The 16,093-nt window shown below is 67.3% G+C and carries 17 protein-coding genes; 4 read left to right on the top strand and 13 right to left on the bottom strand.

The window, feature by feature from the left end:
- The 8 genes from ACTCB7_RS13870 to puuE all read right to left on the bottom strand — a co-directional run.
- Positions 1-138, bottom strand: a 138-nt coding sequence (locus ACTCB7_RS13870) for a pyruvate kinase (RefSeq protein WP_463007122.1), incomplete at its 3' end; no start/stop codon positions are given.
- The gene (locus ACTCB7_RS13865; protein WP_463007121.1) at positions 138-1,478 is read right to left on the bottom strand and encodes a glycerate kinase type-2 family protein; all 1,341 of its coding nucleotides are present in this window, start codon (positions 1,476-1,478) and stop codon (positions 138-140) included. The genes ACTCB7_RS13870 and ACTCB7_RS13865, both read right to left, overlap by 1 nt.
- 187 nt (positions 1,479-1,665) lie before the next feature.
- Positions 1,666-2,550, bottom strand: coding sequence for a 2-hydroxy-3-oxopropionate reductase (locus ACTCB7_RS13860; protein ID WP_463007120.1), 885 nt, complete (start codon positions 2,548-2,550; stop codon positions 1,666-1,668).
- 177 nt (positions 2,551-2,727) lie between these two features.
- Positions 2,728-3,504, bottom strand: a complete 777-nt coding sequence (gene hyi / locus ACTCB7_RS13855; RefSeq protein WP_463007119.1) for a hydroxypyruvate isomerase — start codon at positions 3,502-3,504, stop codon at positions 2,728-2,730.
- Between the two features lie 240 nt (positions 3,505-3,744).
- Entirely contained in the window at positions 3,745-5,523 is a 1,779-nt protein-coding gene (gene gcl, locus ACTCB7_RS13850) for a glyoxylate carboligase (protein WP_463007118.1), read from the bottom strand.
- 282 nt (positions 5,524-5,805) lie between these two features.
- A complete protein-coding gene (locus ACTCB7_RS13845) occupies positions 5,806-6,294 on the bottom strand; it encodes an ureidoglycolate lyase (protein WP_224416053.1) in 489 nt (162 codons plus the stop codon).
- A 182-nt stretch (positions 6,295-6,476) separates the two neighbouring features.
- Positions 6,477-7,310: a bifunctional allantoicase/(S)-ureidoglycine aminohydrolase gene (locus ACTCB7_RS13840; protein ID WP_163647937.1), complete on the bottom strand. Its 834-nt coding sequence runs from the start codon at positions 7,308-7,310 to the stop codon at positions 6,477-6,479.
- 104 nt (positions 7,311-7,414) lie between these two features.
- Complete coding sequence (gene puuE, locus ACTCB7_RS13835) at positions 7,415-8,353, bottom strand: allantoinase PuuE (RefSeq protein WP_463007117.1); 939 nt, start codon at positions 8,351-8,353, stop codon at positions 7,415-7,417.
- Positions 8,354-8,649: 296 nt separating this feature from the next.
- Here puuE and ACTCB7_RS13830 point away from each other — a divergent pair, with 296 nt between their 5' ends.
- The 3 genes from ACTCB7_RS13830 (at position 8,650) to hepT (ending at position 10,359) form a co-directional block, all read left to right on the top strand.
- On the top strand, positions 8,650-9,393 hold the full coding sequence (locus ACTCB7_RS13830; RefSeq protein WP_463007116.1) for an aspartate/glutamate racemase family protein: 744 nt from the start codon (positions 8,650-8,652) through the stop codon (positions 9,391-9,393).
- A 140-nt stretch (positions 9,394-9,533) separates the two neighbouring features.
- On the top strand, positions 9,534-9,935 hold the full coding sequence (gene mntA, locus ACTCB7_RS13825; protein WP_224416056.1) for a type VII toxin-antitoxin system MntA family adenylyltransferase antitoxin: 402 nt from the start codon (positions 9,534-9,536) through the stop codon (positions 9,933-9,935).
- Positions 9,936-9,954: 19 nt separating this feature from the next.
- On the top strand, positions 9,955-10,359 hold the full coding sequence (gene hepT / locus ACTCB7_RS13820; protein WP_463007115.1) for a type VII toxin-antitoxin system HepT family RNase toxin: 405 nt from the start codon (positions 9,955-9,957) through the stop codon (positions 10,357-10,359).
- Positions 10,360-10,385: 26 nt separating this feature from the next.
- Here hepT and rep read toward each other — a convergent pair whose 3' ends face one another.
- The 4 genes from rep to pyrE form a co-directional block, all read right to left on the bottom strand.
- Positions 10,386-12,416, bottom strand: coding sequence for a DNA helicase Rep (gene rep, locus ACTCB7_RS13815; protein ID WP_463007114.1), 2,031 nt, complete (start codon positions 12,414-12,416; stop codon positions 10,386-10,388).
- Between the two features lie 3 nt (positions 12,417-12,419).
- Positions 12,420-12,968 carry a tRNA (uridine(34)/cytosine(34)/5-carboxymethylaminomethyluridine(34)-2'-O)-methyltransferase TrmL gene (gene trmL / locus ACTCB7_RS13810; RefSeq protein ID WP_463007113.1) on the bottom strand — a complete coding sequence of 183 codons (549 nt, stop codon included), beginning with the start codon at positions 12,966-12,968 and terminating at the stop codon, positions 12,420-12,422.
- 136 nt (positions 12,969-13,104) lie between these two features.
- Positions 13,105-13,656, bottom strand: coding sequence for a YfaZ family outer membrane protein (locus ACTCB7_RS13805; protein ID WP_463007112.1), 552 nt, complete (start codon positions 13,654-13,656; stop codon positions 13,105-13,107).
- Between the two features lie 81 nt (positions 13,657-13,737).
- Positions 13,738-14,406, bottom strand: coding sequence for an orotate phosphoribosyltransferase (gene pyrE / locus ACTCB7_RS13800; RefSeq protein ID WP_463007111.1), 669 nt, complete (start codon positions 14,404-14,406; stop codon positions 13,738-13,740).
- A gap of 98 nt (positions 14,407-14,504) precedes the next feature.
- Between pyrE and ACTCB7_RS13795 the strand changes: the two genes are divergently transcribed.
- Positions 14,505-15,272 carry an exodeoxyribonuclease III gene (locus tag ACTCB7_RS13795; RefSeq protein ID WP_224416060.1) on the top strand — a complete coding sequence of 256 codons (768 nt, stop codon included), beginning with the start codon at positions 14,505-14,507 and terminating at the stop codon, positions 15,270-15,272.
- A 69-nt stretch (positions 15,273-15,341) separates the two neighbouring features.
- Here the strand turns inward: ACTCB7_RS13795 and rph are convergent, their stop codons facing one another.
- Entirely contained in the window at positions 15,342-16,079 is a 738-nt protein-coding gene (rph, locus tag ACTCB7_RS13790) for a ribonuclease PH (protein ID WP_263479156.1), read from the bottom strand.
- Between the last annotated feature and the right edge of the window lie 14 nt (positions 16,080-16,093).

Here is a 16,093-nt window from a genome sequence, read left to right as displayed (position 1 = left end):
GAAGTTGAGGCGTACCACGTCGACGCCGGCGGTGATCATCGCGTCGAGCACGCCCTCGCGGTCGCTGGCGGGGCCCAGGGTGGCGACGATCTTGGTGCGGCGCAGGGGAGCGTGGCGACGGGCTTCGCTGACACGCATCATAATGTCTCCTCCATGACTCCCTCCCCGTCACGGCGCGGCATTACCAGGAGAGCGCGGAAATCGTTGACGTTGGTGCGCGTCGGCCCGGTGACGATCAGCGCGTCGAGCGCAGCGAAGAAGCTGTAGGCGTCGTTGCGCGCCAGGTAGTCGGCGGCCGACAGCCGTGCCTCGCGGGCGCGCTGCCAGTGGCCGGGTCCGATCACCGCCCCGGCGTTGTCCTCGGAACCGTCGATGCCGTCGGTGTCGATGGCCAGGGCATGGATGCCCTCGGCGCCCTTTAGGGTGTCGAACACCCCCAGCAGATACTCGACGTTGCGCCCGCCGCGCCCCTCGCCACGCACGGTGACGCTGGTCTCGCCGCCGGAGAGGATCAGCAGCGGGCGGCAACATTCGCCCTGGGCCTTGAGCGCCAGCATCGCCTGCGCCCGCCCCAGATCGCGGGCCTCGCCCTCGAGGTCGTCGCCCAGCACGCGCACGTCCAGGCCGCTGCGTGCGGCGCGTTCGCGGGCGGCGGCCAGGGCGTCGGCGGCCCGCGCCAGCACCACGGCCTCGTCGCGGGCGAAGGCGGGGTCGTCGCGGCGCGGGGCGCTCTGGTCGCTGACCAGATGCCGGCGCACACTGTCGGGCACGGCGATCCCGCGTCGCTCGAGGATCGCCAGGGCGTCGGCAGGCATGGAGTCGTCGGCCAGCGTGGGGCCGGAGGCGATCAGCGAGGGTTCGTCGCCGGGCACGTCGGAGATCAGGTAGGTGATCACCCGTGCCGGGTGCGCCGCCGCGGCGAGCCGCCCGCCCTTGATCGCCGACAGGTGACGCCGCACGGTGTTGATCTCGCGGATCGGCGCGCCGCTTCTCAGCAGCTCGTGGTTGAGCGCCTGCTTCTGGCGCAGAGTCAGCCCGGGCGCCGGCCGGGTCATCAGCGCCGAGCCGCCGCCGGAGATCAGCGCGATCACCAGGTCGTCCTCGCCGAGCGCCTCCACCGCGGCGAGCATGCGCTCGGCGGCCTGCTCGCCGAGGGCGTCGGGCATGGGGTGCGAGGCTTCAAGCACCTCGATACGCCGGCACGCCTCGCCATGCCCGTGGCGGGTGACCACCAGCCCGTCGAGTGGATCATCGCGGCCGGCATCCCGGGAACGGGCCTGCCAGGCGCGTTCGAGCGCCCGGGCCATCGCCGCCGCGGCCTTGCCGGCACCGACCACCACGGTGCGCCCGCGGGGCGGATCGGGCAGCCGGTCGGGCAACAGGCTGGCGGGATGAACGGCGGCGATCGCCGTCTCGGCCAGCCGGGTCAGCCAGGTGCGGGTCGCCGCCTCGTCGGCGAAGGGGGTGAACGCCGTCATGCCGGACCTCCTCGGGGGGCATTGCGTCGCAGCCGGCCGGCGCGGAAGGCGGCGACCGGGGCCGCCGGGCACCAGGGCCCGGCGGGTGCGCATTCGGTGAAAAAAGCCCCGCCTGCCGGCCGGTGTGTCGAGAGGCCGGCGGCGGGGTACCCAGGGGAAGGGAACGCGGGCAACGAGCCCGCGCGGATCACTCGATCTCGTGGTTGGCCAGCGCCTCGAGGGCCCGGACCATGCCGGCGTGGTCCCAGTCGGCGCCGTCGTGGCCGACGCAGGCCTGGAACAGCTGCTGGGCGTTGGCGGTACCGGGCAGCGCCAGGTTGAGGCTGCGTGCGCCTTCCAGTGCCAGGTTGAGATCCTTCTGGTGCAGCTTGATCTTGAAGCCCGGGTCGAAGGTGCGCTTGATCATGCGCTCGCCGTGGACGTCGAGGATCTTCGACTGGGCCAGGCCGCCGAGCAGCGACTCGCGCACCTTGGCGACGTCGGCGCCGGCCTTCGAGGCAAACAGCAGGCCTTCGGAAACCGCTTCGATGGTCAGCGCGACGACGATCTGGTTGGCCACCTTGCAGGTCTGGCCGGCGCCGTGACCGCCGATATGGGTGATGGTCTTGCCCATGATCTCGAGCAGCGGCTCGGCGCGGGCGAAGCCCTCCTGAGTGGCGCCGACCATGATCGTCAGCGCAGCGTTAATCGCGCCACCCTCGCCACCGGAGACCGGGGCATCGACGTACTCGCCGCCGGCTGCCTCGATGCGCTTGGCAAACTCCTGGGTCGCCAGCGGGGCGATCGAGCTCATGTCGATGACCAGGGTGCCGGGCTTGAGCCCCTCGATCACCCCGCCCTCGCCGAACAGCACCTCTTCGACATCCGGGGTGTCAGGAACGATGGTGATGATCACCTCGGAGGCCTCGGCGACCGCCTTCGGGTCGGCCAGCTCCTGCATGCCCTTGTCGGCCAGCTCGCTGGCCAGCGGCTTGTTGCGCTTGACGGTGACCAGGTCGTGGCCGGCGTCGAGCAGGTGGCCCGCCATGGGACGGCCCATGATGCCCAGGCCGATAAAACCGATCTTGCTCATGATTGTTCTCCTGTCACTAGCATGATGAGTCGCAACGTCTCTTGATCTTTCCTGGCATGAAACGCGTTACGAGCGATGGCAGGTCGGTCGCCGCCGGCGCGGAGGAGCCGGAATGTACTCCAGTACATGAGGACTCCGAGCACCGCCGGCGATCGAGATGCCGAGCGCAGTAGCGTTTCAGCGTACGGCGTCCAGCCAGCCCAGCCCCTCCTGGGTACCTGCCTTGGGCTTGTACTCGCAACCGATCCAGCCGTCGTAGCCCAGCCGGTCGAGGTGGGCGAACAGGAACGGATAGTTGATCTCGCCGGTGCCCGGCTCGTGGCGGCCCGGGTTGTCGGCCAGCTGCACGTGGGCGATGCGATCGAGATGTTTCTCGATGGTCGGCGCCAGGTCCCCCTCCATGATCTGCATATGATAGATGTCGTACTGCAGCTCGAGGTTTCGGCTTCCCACCTCGTCGAACAGCGCCAGCGCCTGCTCGGTGCGGTTGAGGAAGAAGCCCGGGATGTCGCGGGTGTTGATCGGTTCGGCGATCAGCAGGATACCGGCGTCGGCGAGCTTGCCGGCGGCGAAGCGCAGGTTCTCCACCAGGGTGCGGCGGGCGTCGGCGTCGCTGACGCCCTCGGGCTGGATGCCGGCCAGGCAGTTGACCTGGGTATTGCCGAGTACCCGGGCGTACTCGATGGCGCTGTCGACGCCGGCGCGGAATTCCTCGACGCGATCCGGGTGGCAGGCGATGCCGCGCTCGCCGGCGGCCCAGTCGCCGGCTGGCAGGTTGAACAGCACCTGAGTCAGGTCATTGTCGTCGAGCCGCTGCTTGATGTCGGCGGCCGGGTAATCGTAGGGGAAGAGGTACTCGACGCCCTTGAAGCCGGCGTCCGCGGCGGCCTTGAAGCGGTCGAAGAAGTCCTCCTCGGTGAACAGCATGCTGAGGTTGGCGGCGAATCTGGGCATTTCTTACTCCTCTCGCTCGTAAGAGCTCCTTTCAAATCCCGGCGGACAAGAAATGGGCTTTCCCGGCGGCAAGCCTACGCGAGGGCGCTGTGAACCCTTCCCTGGGCGCTACCTTTGCCATCCATGGCAAAGGACCCTCGCTTCGCCTTGCCCCCGGCGCCCGACATTACCGAGAGCCCGGGAATGGGTTTCCAATCAAGCCGCGAAGCGGGCCAAGCCGTTCCGCGCCTCGCGGGCCGATCAGGCCAGGGTGGCGATCGACGTCGGCGCCTCCTCGGCGGTCTCGGCCAGCGCCTCGAACTCGTTGACGTCGGCCAGCCCCTTGCCGCTCATGGCGATGTTGGTGACTCGCTCGAGGATCACCTCGACCACCACCGGCACCCGGTACTGCTTCATCAGCTCGCGGGCCTCGGCGAAGGCCGCGCCGATGCGGCCGGGCTCGGTGACGCGGATCGCCTTGCAGCCCAGCCCCTCGACCACCGAGACATGATCGACGCCGTAGCCGTTGATCTCGGGGCAGTTGATGTTCTCGAACGACAGCTGCACGCAGTAGTCCATGTCGAAGTTGCGCTGCGCCTGGCGGATCAGCCCCAGGTAGGAGTTGTTCACCAGCACGTGGATGTAGGGCAGGTTGAACTGCGCCCCTACCGCCAGCTCCTCGACCATGAACTGGAAATCATAGTCCCCCGACAGCGCCACGACCTCGGCGTCCGGATCGGCGCGGCACACCCCCAGCGCGGCGGGGATCGTCCAGCCCAGCGGGCCGGCCTGGCCGCAGTTGATCCAGTGGCGCGGCTTGTAGACGTGCAGGAACTGCGCGCCGGCGATCTGCGACAGGCCGATGGTGCTGACGTAACGGGTGTTCCGGCCGAAGGCGCGGTTCATCTCCTCATAGACACGCTGCGGCTTGACCGGCACCTCGTCGAAGTGGGTCTTGCGCAGCAGCGTGCGTTTGCGCTCGCGGCAGGCCTCGGCCCAGGCACTGCGGTCCTTGAGATGGCCGGCCGCCTTGAGGTCGCGCGCCACCTCGATGAACAGGTCCAGCGCGGCCCCGGCATCGGAGACGATGCCGTAGTCTGGGCCGAAGATGCGGCCGATCTGGGTCGGCTCGATGTCGACGTGAACGAAGGTCCGCCCCTCGGTGTAGCTGGCCACGTCGCCGGTATGGCGGTTGGCCCATCGATTGCCGATGCCCATCACGAAGTCCGAGGCCAGCAGCGTCGCGTTGCCGTAGCGGTGCGAGGTCTGCAGCCCGGCCATGCCGGCCATCAGCGGGTGATCGTCGGGAATCGTGCCCCAGCCCATCAGGGTGGGGATCACCGGCACCCCGGTGAGCTCGGCGAACTCGACCAGCTTGTCGGCGGCATCGGCATTGATCACCCCACCGCCGGCGACCAGCAACGGCCGTTCGGCGGCGTTGAGCATGCCGATCGCCTTTTCGATCTGGGCGCGGCTGGCGGTCGGCTTGTAGGCCGGCAGCGGCGCGTAAGTGTCGGGGTCGAACTCGATCTCGGCCATCTGCACGTTGATCGGCAGGTCGATCAGCACCGGGCCGGGCCGCGAGCTGCGCATCAGCTGGAAGGCCTGCTGGAAGGCGCGCGGCACCTGGGCCGGCTCGAGCACGGTGATCGCCCACTTGGTGACCGGCCCGGCGATGGCCTTGATGTCCACCGCCTGGAAGTCTTCCTTGTGCAGCCTGTCGCTGGGGGCCTGGCCGGTGATGCACAGGATGGGGATGGAATCGGCGCTGGCCGAGTACAGCCCGGTGATCATGTCGGTTCCCGCCGGGCCGGAGGTGCCGATGCACACGCCAATGTTGCCGGCCCGGGCGCGGGTGTAGCCCTCGGCCATGTGCGAGGCGCCCTCGACGTGGCGGGCAAGCACGTGGTCCACGCCGCCGACCTTGCGCAGGGCGGCGTAGAAGGGGTTGATGGCGGCGCCGGGCAGGCCGAAGGCGACGTCGACGCCCTCCTTCCTGAGCACGTGAACGGCGGCTTCTGCTGCGGTCATCCTGGTCACGGGCGGATCCTCCTGAGCGGTTCGAATCGTTGTTGTTGCTGCCAACTTAGGCCTCCCGACACAGGCTGTCAATATTTTTGGAAATACTTTCCATTAAAAAATACTGGAATCTAAAACCTCACCCGCGGCGCCACCGGCACGGTGCCCGACTCAGGGCTCACGGGTGCACTGCAACAAAAAAAGCCGGCATTGGCCGGCGTGCAGGAAAGGTGTGACAGGAAGCGGGGGGATCGACGACCCGGGCCGCCGATATTTTTACGGAATTAATTTCCGTTATTTTTTTCAGGCAAACTGAATGCGTGCCGCCAGCGGGTGCTCGTCGCAGTTGTGGCCCGGGCCGCCGCGGTCGACGACCAGAAACTCGCCCTCGCGGTCGAGCACCGACTGGATGGCGTGCCAGGTGCCGGCCCGGTAGTTGACGCCCTGGCGACCATCGGTGACGAAGGCGCGCACGTCGCCGGGGTCGATCGTCTCGCCCGGCGGCGCGACGACGATCAGGAAGCGTTCCTCGTGCAGCGGCATGAAGGCCTGGCTGCCCAGCGGGTGGCGCTCCAGAAAGTCGATCGTAAGCGGCACCTCGACCGGCTGGCTGACGAAGATGCTGACCAGCGTCCGCGCCCCCTCGCCGAGGGTCTCGACCCGCGCCAGGTCGTGGTAGCGCCGGGTACGCCCGGCGTTGATCGGAAAGGAGTCGCTGACGCGGGTGTCGATGACGTCGCCGAACGGGGCGAACGCCTCCGGCGTCAGCAGCTCGGCCTTGAGTTCCAGCATATTGGCTTCCTCGGATTCATTCTCCAGCCGGCCTGCACACCGGGGCTGACCCGGCAGCAGGCTCCGAAGTGTCGGACCATCAAGGAGGCGCTGTGAACCCTTCCTTGGGCGCTACCGATGCCATCCGTGGCATCGGACCTCCTTCCCCGCCTGCCCCCGGCGCCCCTCAGGCTGGCGCTCTATCAGCGGCTGTCCAGACGCAGCTTCGGGTGGCGATTGACGTCCTTGTACAACAGATATCGGAACGGCCCCGGGCCGCCGGCGTAGCAGGACTGCGGGCAGAAGGCGCGCAGCCACATGTAGTCGCCGGCCTCGACCTCGACCCAGTCCTGGTTGAGGTGGTAGACGGCCTTGCCCTCGAGCACGTACAGGCCGTGTTCCATGACGTGGGTCTCGTCGAAGGGGATCACCCCGCCGGGCTGGAAGTTGACGATGTTGACGTGCATGTCGTGGCGCAGGTCGGCCGGGTCGACGAAGCGCGTGGTCGTCCACTTGCCGTCGGTGTCAGGCATCGGCGTCGGCTCGACGTCGACCTCGTTGACCACGAAGGGCTCCGGCACGCCAAGCCCCTCGACGAACTCGTAGGCCTTGCGGATCCAGTGGAAGCGCACCTCGCTGTCGGCCGCATTGCGCACCTGCCAGTCGCAGCCCGGCGGGATGAAGGCGTAGCCGCCCGGCGTCAGGATGTGGCGTTCGCCGGCCAGGGTAAGGGTCAGCTCGCCCTCGACCACGAACAGCACGCCCTCGGCGCCCGGGTCGAGCTCCGGCCGATCGCTGCCGCCGCCAGGGCCGACCTCCATGATGTACTGGGAGAAGGTCTCGGCGAAGCCGGACAGCGGGCGCGACAGCACCCAAAGCCGGGTGTTGTCCCAGAACGGCAGGTAGCTGGCAACGATGTCGCGCAGCACGCCCTTGGGGATCACCGCATAGGCTTCGGTGAATACCGCGCGGTCCGAGAGCAGCTGGGTCTGGGGCGGCAGCCCGCCCTTGGGCGAGTAGTAGGAACGTTGGTGCATGGTGTGTCCTGAAAGTGTTGGGATCCTCTCAAGCGAGAGGCGCCGGAGACAGGCTGTCGACGGATCAGCCTCGCTAGATACGGCATCCTGCAATAAGCCCGGGCTTAGCGCGCCGGAGCCGGATGATGCTCGGCCCAGTGGCGGGCGATATCCACGCGGCGGGTCACCCAGACCCGATCGTGGGCCTCGATGTGGTCGAGGAAGCGCTGCAGGGCACGGAAGCGGCCGGGGCGCCCCAGCAGCCGGCAGTGCATGCCCACCGAGAGCATCTTCGGCGTGTCCTCGCCCTCGGCATATAGCACGTCGAAGGCGTCGCGCAGGTAGGTGAAGAAGTGCTCCGCGGTGTTGAAGCCCTGCGGCGCGGCGAAGCGCATGTCGTTGCTGTCCAGGGTATAGGGCACGATCAGGTGGTCGTGGAGCTTGCCCTGGCTGTCGGCCTCACGGGTCCAGAACGGCAGGTCGTCGCCGTAGTAGTCGCTGTCGTAGAGGAACGAGCCCTCGTCGAGCACCAGCCGCCGGGTGTTGGGGCTGTCGCGGCCGGTGTACCAGCCCAGCGGCTTCTCGCCGTAGAGTGACTGGAAGATCTCGATGGCGCGCTTCATGTGCTCGCGCTCGATGCGTTCCGGCACGTTCTGGTAGTGGATCCAGCGGTAGCCGTGGCAGGCGATCTCGTGGCCCAGTTCCTTGAAGGCGTGCGCCACCTCGGGATTGCGCTCGAGTGCCATTGCCACGCCGAACACCGTCAACGGCAGGCCGCGGCGCTCGAACTCGCGCAGGATGCGCCAGACACCGGCCCGGGAACCGTACTCGTAGATCGACTCCATGCTCAGGTGGCGATCCGGATAGGACTCGGCGCCGATGATCTCGGAGAGAAACTGCTCGGAGCCCTCGTCCCCGTGCAGCACGCAGTTCTCGCCGCCCTCCTCGTAATTGAGCACGAACTGCACGGCGATGCGCGCCTGGCCGGGCCAGTCGGCCTGCGGCGGCGTGCGGCCGTAGCCGATCAGGTCACGGGGATAGTCGGAGTCGCGTGGTGTCATCATTCCCGGGGTCCTTTTGTTGTTCGCGATGGCCGCGAGGCCGGAGCGCATGGTCTGGTCAGCCTGACATGGCACACCAATGTATACAATTAAAAGCTAGGTTGTGCGCACGGGTCGCGCAACCCCCTCGAATGTCGCAGGCGCCGCCTTGGCCATGCACCATCGCGGCACGGCGACAATAGCGACATGACACTGGATCATCACTTTTTGTATACAAAAAATCAAGACATGTTGTTCCTGTGCCCCGGCGAGTTGTTTATCTTGACCCGGAAAGACAGCCACCACTGCGAGGCGAACCGATGGATCTGCGTGTCATCAACCCCAACACCACCGCCGGCATGACGGCCACCATCGGTGCGGCCGCCGAGCGCATCGCCGCCCCCGGCACCCGCATTACCGCGGTCAATCCCGACAGTGGCCCGGTCTCCATCGAGAGCCACTTCGACGAGGCCATCAGCGCCGTGGGGGTCATCGACGAAGTGCATCGCGGCGAGGCCGAGGGCGCCGATGCCTACATCATCGCCTGCTTCGGCGACCCGGGGCTGCTGGCCGCCCGCGAACTGACCCGGGCCCCGGTGATCGGCATTGCCGAGGCCGCCTTTCACATGGCGACCCTGGTCAGCACGCGCTTCTCGATCGTCACTACCCTGGGGCGCACCGGCATCATCGCCGAGCACCTGCTGGCCAGCTACGGCTTCGCTGGGCACTGCCGGCGAGTGCGCGCCGCGGAGATCCCGGTGCTCGACCTGGAGAAGAACGGCGACGCCGCCTTCGAGCGGATCGTCGCCGAGTGCCGCCGCGCCCGCGACGCCGACAACATCGGCGCCATCGTGCTGGGCTGTGGCGGCATGGCCGACCTCACCGCCCGCATCAGCGACGCTGTGGGCCTGCCGGTGATCGAGGGCGTCACCGCCGCGGTCAAGCTGGCCGAGGCGCTGGTCGGCCTGGGTCTTCAGACCAGCAAGCACGGCGACCTGGCCTTCCCCCGGCCCAAACCCTTCACCGGGCGCTTCGCGGACCTTTCCGACACCCGTCACGAGTGAGGCAGTCCTCGCGCAACGGGCAGATCGCGACAGACGATGGCGCCACCTGCCCGGAGGGAGAAAGCGAAAAGAGGATCGAGAAGGGACTGGCTTGCTAGACTGTCGCCGGAGACAGGCGCCGAGGCGCCAGAGGAGCAACGATGGCCGATCCGACAGATATCCTGAAGGGCCTCGCCGAACTGGCTGCCCGGGACGACGACATCGCCGTACTGTGGCTCTATGGCTCACGCGCCAAGGGGACCGCCGGCGCCGACAGCGACTACGACCTCGCCGTGGCCTTTCGCCACTTCGAGAAGGACGCCCTGGAGCGCCGTCTCCGCCCCCAGCTGCTGGCCCAGACCTGGCAGGACGAACTGGGCCTTGCGGAAGACCAGCTCTCCATCGTGGATATCAACCTGGCACCGCTTCCGCTGGCGCATGCGATCATCCGCACCGGCCGGGTACTGCTCGCCAGAGACAAGCTGAGGCTGATTCGGGAAGAACAACGCATCACCTCGATGTGGGAAATCGATCACCAGTATCATCAGCAGCACTACGCCTGAAGCAACGAGCCCCCATCACGTGGAAACCGAATACATCAATGCCATGCGGGAACACCTGGCGACCCTGGCCGAGGAACTGGCGCTGCTGCATCAGGCCGCCACGGCTCCCGATGGCCTGAACGCCCTGCTCTATCGCGCGGCGGAGCGCAACCTGCAGCTGCTGACCGAAGCCTGCATCGGCATTGCCAAGCAACGCTTGAAGTCGCTGGGCGTCGTGGTACCCAGCGACGCCCGCCAGACCTTCTCCAAGCTGAAGAGCCTGGGCCATGACGACAGCGGCATCCCCTGGAACAAGGTCATCGGCCTGCGCAATGCTCTGGTCCACGACTATCTGACCCTGGATGCCGAGATCGTCGAGACCATCATTCGCCGGCGCGATTACCAGAATCTGGTCGACTTCGCCGAGGCGCAGCTGGCTGCCTGACAAGCCCGCGCGCCCCGGCCTGACGCTCACCCCAGCAGCGAACGCAGCCCGGCGATGGCATCCTTGCCCCGGGCCTGCTTCTTCTCGGGGTCTTCCTTGTCGGCGCGGCCTTCCCAGTCGAGGTCGGCCTCGGGCAACTCGTCGAGGAAGCGGCTCGGTGTGCAGTCCATCAGTTCGCCGTAGGCCTTGCGCTGACGGGCCAGCGTCAGGGTCAGGGTCTGGCGGGCGCGGGTGATGCCGACGTAGGCCAGGCGGCGCTCCTCCTCGATGGTGCCGGCCTCGATGGCGTTGCGGTGGGGCAGCAGCTCCTCCTCGAGGCCCATCACGTAGACGTGGGGAAACTCCAGGCCCTTGGCGGCGTGCAGGGTGAGCAGCTGGACACGGTCGGAGTCGTCCTCCTCGGCCTGCTGCTCGAGGATGTCGCGCAGCACCAGCCGCGAGATCGCCGACTCGACGTCATCGGTTTCCTCGCCCTCCTCGCGCTCCATGGACTTCTCGAGCTGGTCGAGCAGCGTCCAGACGTTGGCCATGCGCCGCTCGGCAACGGTCGGCGCGCTGGCGTTCTGGTGCAGCCAGGCCTCGTAGTCCATGTCGCGGAACATCTCGCGCAGCGCGCCCAGGGCATGGCCCTGATCCATGCGCCGGCGCACGCCGTCGATGAATCGGGTGAAGCGGCCCAGGCGCTCCACGGCCCGCTCGGGCAGCACCTGGGAAAGGCCCAGCTCGTGGCAGGCGGCGAACAGCGACTCGCCTCGCTCGGTGGCATAGTTGGCGAGTTTCTCCAGGGTGCCGGGGCCGATCTCGCGGCGCGGCACGTTGACGATGCGCAGAAAGGCGTTATCGTCGCCCGGGTTGATCAGCAGACGCAGGTAGGCCATGGCGTCCTTGATCTCGTTGCGCGAGAAGAAGGAGGTGCCCCCGGAGAGCTTGTAGGGCACCTGGTAGTGCTGCAGCTTGAGCTCGAGCAGCCGGGCCTGGAAGTTGCCGCGATAGAGCACCGCGAAGTCGCGCCAGGCGGCCAATTCCTTGATGCGCCGGGTGAGGATCTCGCTGGCCACCCGCTCGGCCTCGGCCTCCTCGTGGCGGTTGACGACGATGCGGATCGGCGCGCCGATCCCCTTGTCCGACCACAGGGCCTTCTCGTAGACGTGCGGGTTGTTACTGATCAGCGTGTTGGCGGCACGCAGGATGATCCCGGTGGAGCGGTAGTTCTGCTCGAGCTTGATCACCTTCAGCCGCGGGAAGTCCTCGCCGAGCGTCACCAGGTTCTCGGGGCGCGCCCCGCGCCAGGCGTAGATCGACTGGTCGTCGTCGCCGACCACGGTGAAGGTGGCGCGCTCGGCCATCAGCAGCCGCACGAGCTGGTACTGGCTGATGTTGGTGTCCTGATACTCGTCGACCAGCATGTAGTGAATCTTGCGCCGCCAGCGGGCCAGGGCTTCGGTGTCACTCGAGAGCAGCACCACCGGCAGCAGGATCAGATCGTCGAAGTCGACCGCGTTGTAGGCCTTGAGATGGCGGTTGTAGGCCTCGTAGAGCCGGGCGGCGTACTGCTCGTCGTCATCGGCGGCATGCGACATCGCCTGGCCGGGCAGTACCAGGTCGTTCTTCCAGGTCGAGATCTGGTGCTGCACGCGGTTGATCTGCTCGGCATCGATCTGGGCATCCTTCTGCATCAGGTCGCGCAGCAGCGCCTTGGCATCCTCGGGGTCGAACAGCGAGAACCCCGGCTTGTAGCCCAGCGTCTTGAGCTCGCCGCGGATGATGTTGAGCCCCAGGGTGTGAAAGGTCGACACCGTCAGGCCATGGCCCTCGCGGCCCTTGAGCAGCTGGCCGACGCGCTCCTTCATCTCTCGGGCGGCCTTGTTGGTGAAGGTCACCGCGGCGATCTTGCGTGCGCTCATGCCGCACTCCTGGACCAGGTAGGCGATCTTGGTGGTGATCACGCTGGTCTTGCCGGAGCCGGCGCCGGCCAGCACCAGGCAGGGGCCGTCGATGTAGCGCACCGCCTCCTGCTGGCGGGGATTGAGCTTGGCGAGTCGCTGTTGAATCGACATGAATCACTCGTCGCCGGCATCGCCGGCCGTGGGCGCGTTGGGAGAACGGGAAGCCTCGGCGGACGTCACGGATTCGCCGGCCCCCGGCAGCCCGGCGCCCGCAAATCCGAGCTGGCGCCAGGCTTCAAAGACCAGCACCGCTGCGGCGTTGGACAGGTTGAGGCTGCGGCTGTCGGGCAGCATGGGGATGCGCAGCCGCTGCGACGGCGGCAGGGCATCGAGCAGCGCCTGCGGCAGGCCGCGGGTCTCGGGGCCGAACACCAGGGCATCGCCCTCGCGATAGGCGGGCTCATGGTAGCCGGTACGCCCGCGGGTGGAAACGGCGAACACCCGCTCGGGCGCCACGTCGCGCAGAAACGCCAGCCAGTCGGCATGGACCCGCACCCGGGCCCACTCGTGATAGTCCAGCCCGGCCCGGCGCAGGCGCTTGTCGTCGAGGGTGAAGCCCAACGGCTCGATCAGGTGCAGACGAAAGCCGGTATTGGCGCACAGCCGGATCAGATTGCCGGTATTGGGCGGAATCTCGGGTTCGTAGAGGACGATATCGAGCATGCGCGGAACAGAAACCTGGGTGACGGCGACCGCGCCATGATACGCAATCGGCGCCCCGAAAGGGACGCCGATTGCTCTCTATAGCGCCCCGAAGCCGGCGCCTGGTCCGTAGCCCGTAGCCCGTAGCCCCGGATACCTAGAATCCCACACTCACCCCGATCACCGGCCCGCTGTCCAGGGTATGGTCGCCGCCGTCGTCGAAATCGGTGCGGTAGTAGCGATACCCGCCATAGGCATAGGTGTGCGAGACGAGCTCGACCCGCGCCTGGGCGCCGTACTCGTAGCTGCGGTCGATGTCGCCGTGAGTGAGGCCGTTCGGCGTGTAGAAGCCGTAGCCGCCGACCGAGGTCAACGGGATCGGCGTGGGCACGAACAGCGAACCGCCCAGCCCCAGGCCGCCGCCATCGCCGAAGGCCGTGTTCTGGTACTGGTAGCGGGCGCCCACGGAAACGTCGATCCCCGGCACGAAGGGCGTGAACATCAGCGAGCCGGAGTAGATGTCGGCATCGGCACCGCTGTCGTCCGACCTGAGATAGCCGACGCCGGCCCGCAGGGTGGGGAAGATCGTCTGGCTGGCCTCGACACCGGCGGCGTCGGGGCCGGCATTGGCGGAAATGCTGAGCGCCAGCGCCGACTGGCTGAGGGCCAGGCCGACGGTGGCCAGGGTGGCAACGAACAACGGTTTCATGGGCAAAGCCTCGCGTAACGGCCTGACAACGCCTTCACTATGGCATAACATTAGCGATTATCAAACGGCGTTTCCGTTGGCTCAGTCCGCGACGACCCCGTAGCGTTCCCGGTAGGCGCGGATCGCCTCGGCATGGGGCTTGAGCGCATCGCCGGCGTGGCTCTCGAGATAGGCCAGCACGTCGTCGAGGGTGACGATGCTGACCACCGGCATGCCATAGCGGGCCTCGACCTCCTGGATGGCGCTCTTCTCGCCTTGCCCCCGCTCCTGGCGGTCCAGCGCGATCACCACGCCGGCGGGCTCGGCGCCGGCGGCATCGATCAGCTGCATCACCTCGCCGATCGCGGTACCGGCGGTGATCACGTCATCGATGATCAGGATGCGCCCGGCGAGCTCGGCGCCGACGATCAGGCCACCCTCGCCGTGGTCCTTGGCCTCCTTGCGGTTGAAGGCGAAGGGCAGGTCGCGGTCGTGATGGTCGGCCAGCGCCACGGCGGTGGTGGCGCCCAGCGGGATGCCCTTGTAGGCGGGGCCGAAGAGCACGTCGGCGGTGATGCCGCTGTCGGCGATGGCCTGGGCGTAGCAGCGCCCCAGGCGCGCCAGCGCGGCACCGCTTCTGAACAGGCCGGCGTTGAAGAAGTAGGGGCTGACACGGCCGGACTTGAGGGTGAATTCACCGAACTTGAGCACGCCCTGCTCGATGGCGAAGGCAATGAAGTCTCGCTGATAATCCTGCAACTGGGCGGCCACGGCGTGATGCTCCCCTTATCCGAATGATTGGCTCGAGTCATTTACCCAAACGTCGAAAGCTCAGGTATCATACACGCGCGACGAAAAAGGGACCATGTATGAAAATCGCCAGCATCAACGTCAACGGAATTCAGGCCGCCGTCGAGCGAGGCTTCCTCGACTGGCTGGAGAACCAGGATGCCGACGTCGTCTGCGTGCAGAACCTGAAGACCAAGAGTTTCGAACTCGACGACCGCATCCTCTACCCGGAAGGGTACGAAGGCTACTTCCTCGATGCCGAGCAGGACGGCTTCTCGGGCGTCGGGCTGTACTGCCGCAAGATCCCCAAGGCGATCATGTACGGCCTGGGCTTCCCGGAGTGCGACAACGAGGCACGCTTCCTGCAGGCCGACTACGACCGCTTCAGCATCGCCAGCTTCCTGATGCCCGACGGCAGCGACTATGCCGCCAAGCAGTCGTTCATGGCCCAGTATCAGGAATACCTGTCCAAGATGGCCCGCAAGCGCCGCGAGTACATCATCTGCGGCACCTGGCACATCGCCCACAAGACCGTGGACCTCGCCAACTGGGCGGACAACCAGACCACGCCCGGCTTCAAGCCCGAAGAGCGCGCCTGGATGGATCAGGTGTTCGGGCCCACCGGCTTCATCGACACCTTCCGCGAGGTCAACCGCGACGCCGGCGAGTACACCTGGTGGCCGCGGCTCGACCAGGACGTGCCGCGCGCCCGGCAGGAAGGCTGGCGCATCGACTATCAGGTGGTCGGCCCCGAGTTTCGCCGCCACGTGGTCGATGCCTGGATCGACCGTGATGCCACCTTCTCCGAGTACGCCCCGCTGATCGTGGAGTACGACCTCAAGCTGTAACCCCCTGCCTTTCGTCGCACCTGACTGACGCCGGCCCTCGGGCCGGCGTCGCTGGTTCAGGCCCCGGCATCAGGCACGGATGCCCAGTGCCTCGCGCTGACGGGCGAACAGCTCGGCACCGGCGCCCTCGGCCAGGTCGAGCATGGTATCGAGCTCGGCCCGCGAGAATGCCGCCGCCTCGGCGGTGCCCTGCACCTCGATCAGTCCGCCGCCTTCGGTCATCACCACGTTCATGTCGGTGTCCGCGGCGCTGTCCTCCGGATAGTCGAGATCGACCACCGGCGTGCCCTTGTAGACGCCTACCGACACTGAGCTGACCAGCTGCTTGAACGGGTCGCCCTTGATCAGCTTCTCGCGCTGCAGATGACGAATGGCATCCACCAGTGCCACGCAACCGCCGGTGATCGAGGCGGTACGGGTGCCACCGTCGGCCTGGATGACGTCGCAGTCGACGGTAATGGTGAATTCGCCGAGCTTCTTGAGATCCACCACCGCACGCAGCGCCCGACCGATCAGCCGCTGGATCTCCAGGGTGCGTCCGCCCTGCTTGCCACGCGCCGCCTCGCGGGCGCCACGGGTATGGGTGGCCCGCGGCAGCATGCCGTATTCGGCGGTCACCCAGCCCTGGCCCTTGCCACGCAGCCAGCGCGGCACGCCGGCCTCGACGCTGGCGTTGCACAGCACCTGGGTGTCGCCGAAGGCCACCAGCACCGACCCTTCGGCATGCCGGGTATAGTCACGGATCAGCTGAATCTCGCGGGTCTGCTCGGGCTGGCGCCCACTGGGACGGATAGGACCTGAGTGCATATCACCTCTCGTCA

The sequence above is a fragment of the Modicisalibacter sp. genome, assembly GCF_055145905.1.
The sequence above is the reverse complement of the archived record's forward strand: the minus strand, read 5'-3'. Positions and strand labels throughout refer to the sequence as shown.

Excerpts from the sequence above, each read along its gene's own strand:
- rep (WP_463007114.1), bottom strand. The coding sequence starts at position 12,416 with ATGTCGATTCAACAGCGACTCGCCAAGCTCAATCCCCGCCAGCAGGAG.
- mntA (WP_224416056.1), top strand. The coding sequence starts at position 9,534 with ATGGCCGATCCGACAGATATCCTGAAGGGCCTCGCCGAACTGGCTGCC.
- ACTCB7_RS13840 (WP_163647937.1), bottom strand. The coding sequence starts at position 7,310 with ATGCACCAACGTTCCTACTACTCGCCCAAGGGCGGGCTGCCGCCCCAG.
- ACTCB7_RS13845 (WP_224416053.1), bottom strand. The coding sequence starts at position 6,294 with ATGCTGGAACTCAAGGCCGAGCTGCTGACGCCGGAGGCGTTCGCCCCG.
- rph (WP_263479156.1), bottom strand. The coding sequence starts at position 16,079 with ATGCACTCAGGTCCTATCCGTCCCAGTGGGCGCCAGCCCGAGCAGACC.
- trmL (WP_463007113.1), bottom strand. The coding sequence starts at position 12,968 with ATGCTCGATATCGTCCTCTACGAACCCGAGATTCCGCCCAATACCGGC.
- ACTCB7_RS13860 (WP_463007120.1), bottom strand. The coding sequence starts at position 2,550 with ATGAGCAAGATCGGTTTTATCGGCCTGGGCATCATGGGCCGTCCCATG.
- hyi (WP_463007119.1), bottom strand. The coding sequence starts at position 3,504 with ATGCCCAGATTCGCCGCCAACCTCAGCATGCTGTTCACCGAGGAGGAC.
- ACTCB7_RS13795 (WP_224416060.1), top strand. The coding sequence starts at position 14,505 with ATGAAAATCGCCAGCATCAACGTCAACGGAATTCAGGCCGCCGTCGAG.
- ACTCB7_RS13805 (WP_463007112.1), bottom strand. The coding sequence starts at position 13,656 with ATGAAACCGTTGTTCGTTGCCACCCTGGCCACCGTCGGCCTGGCCCTC.
- puuE (WP_463007117.1), bottom strand. The coding sequence starts at position 8,353 with ATGATGACACCACGCGACTCCGACTATCCCCGTGACCTGATCGGCTAC.
- ACTCB7_RS13830 (WP_463007116.1), top strand. The coding sequence starts at position 8,650 with ATGGATCTGCGTGTCATCAACCCCAACACCACCGCCGGCATGACGGCC.
- ACTCB7_RS13865 (WP_463007121.1), bottom strand. The coding sequence starts at position 1,478 with ATGACGGCGTTCACCCCCTTCGCCGACGAGGCGGCGACCCGCACCTGG.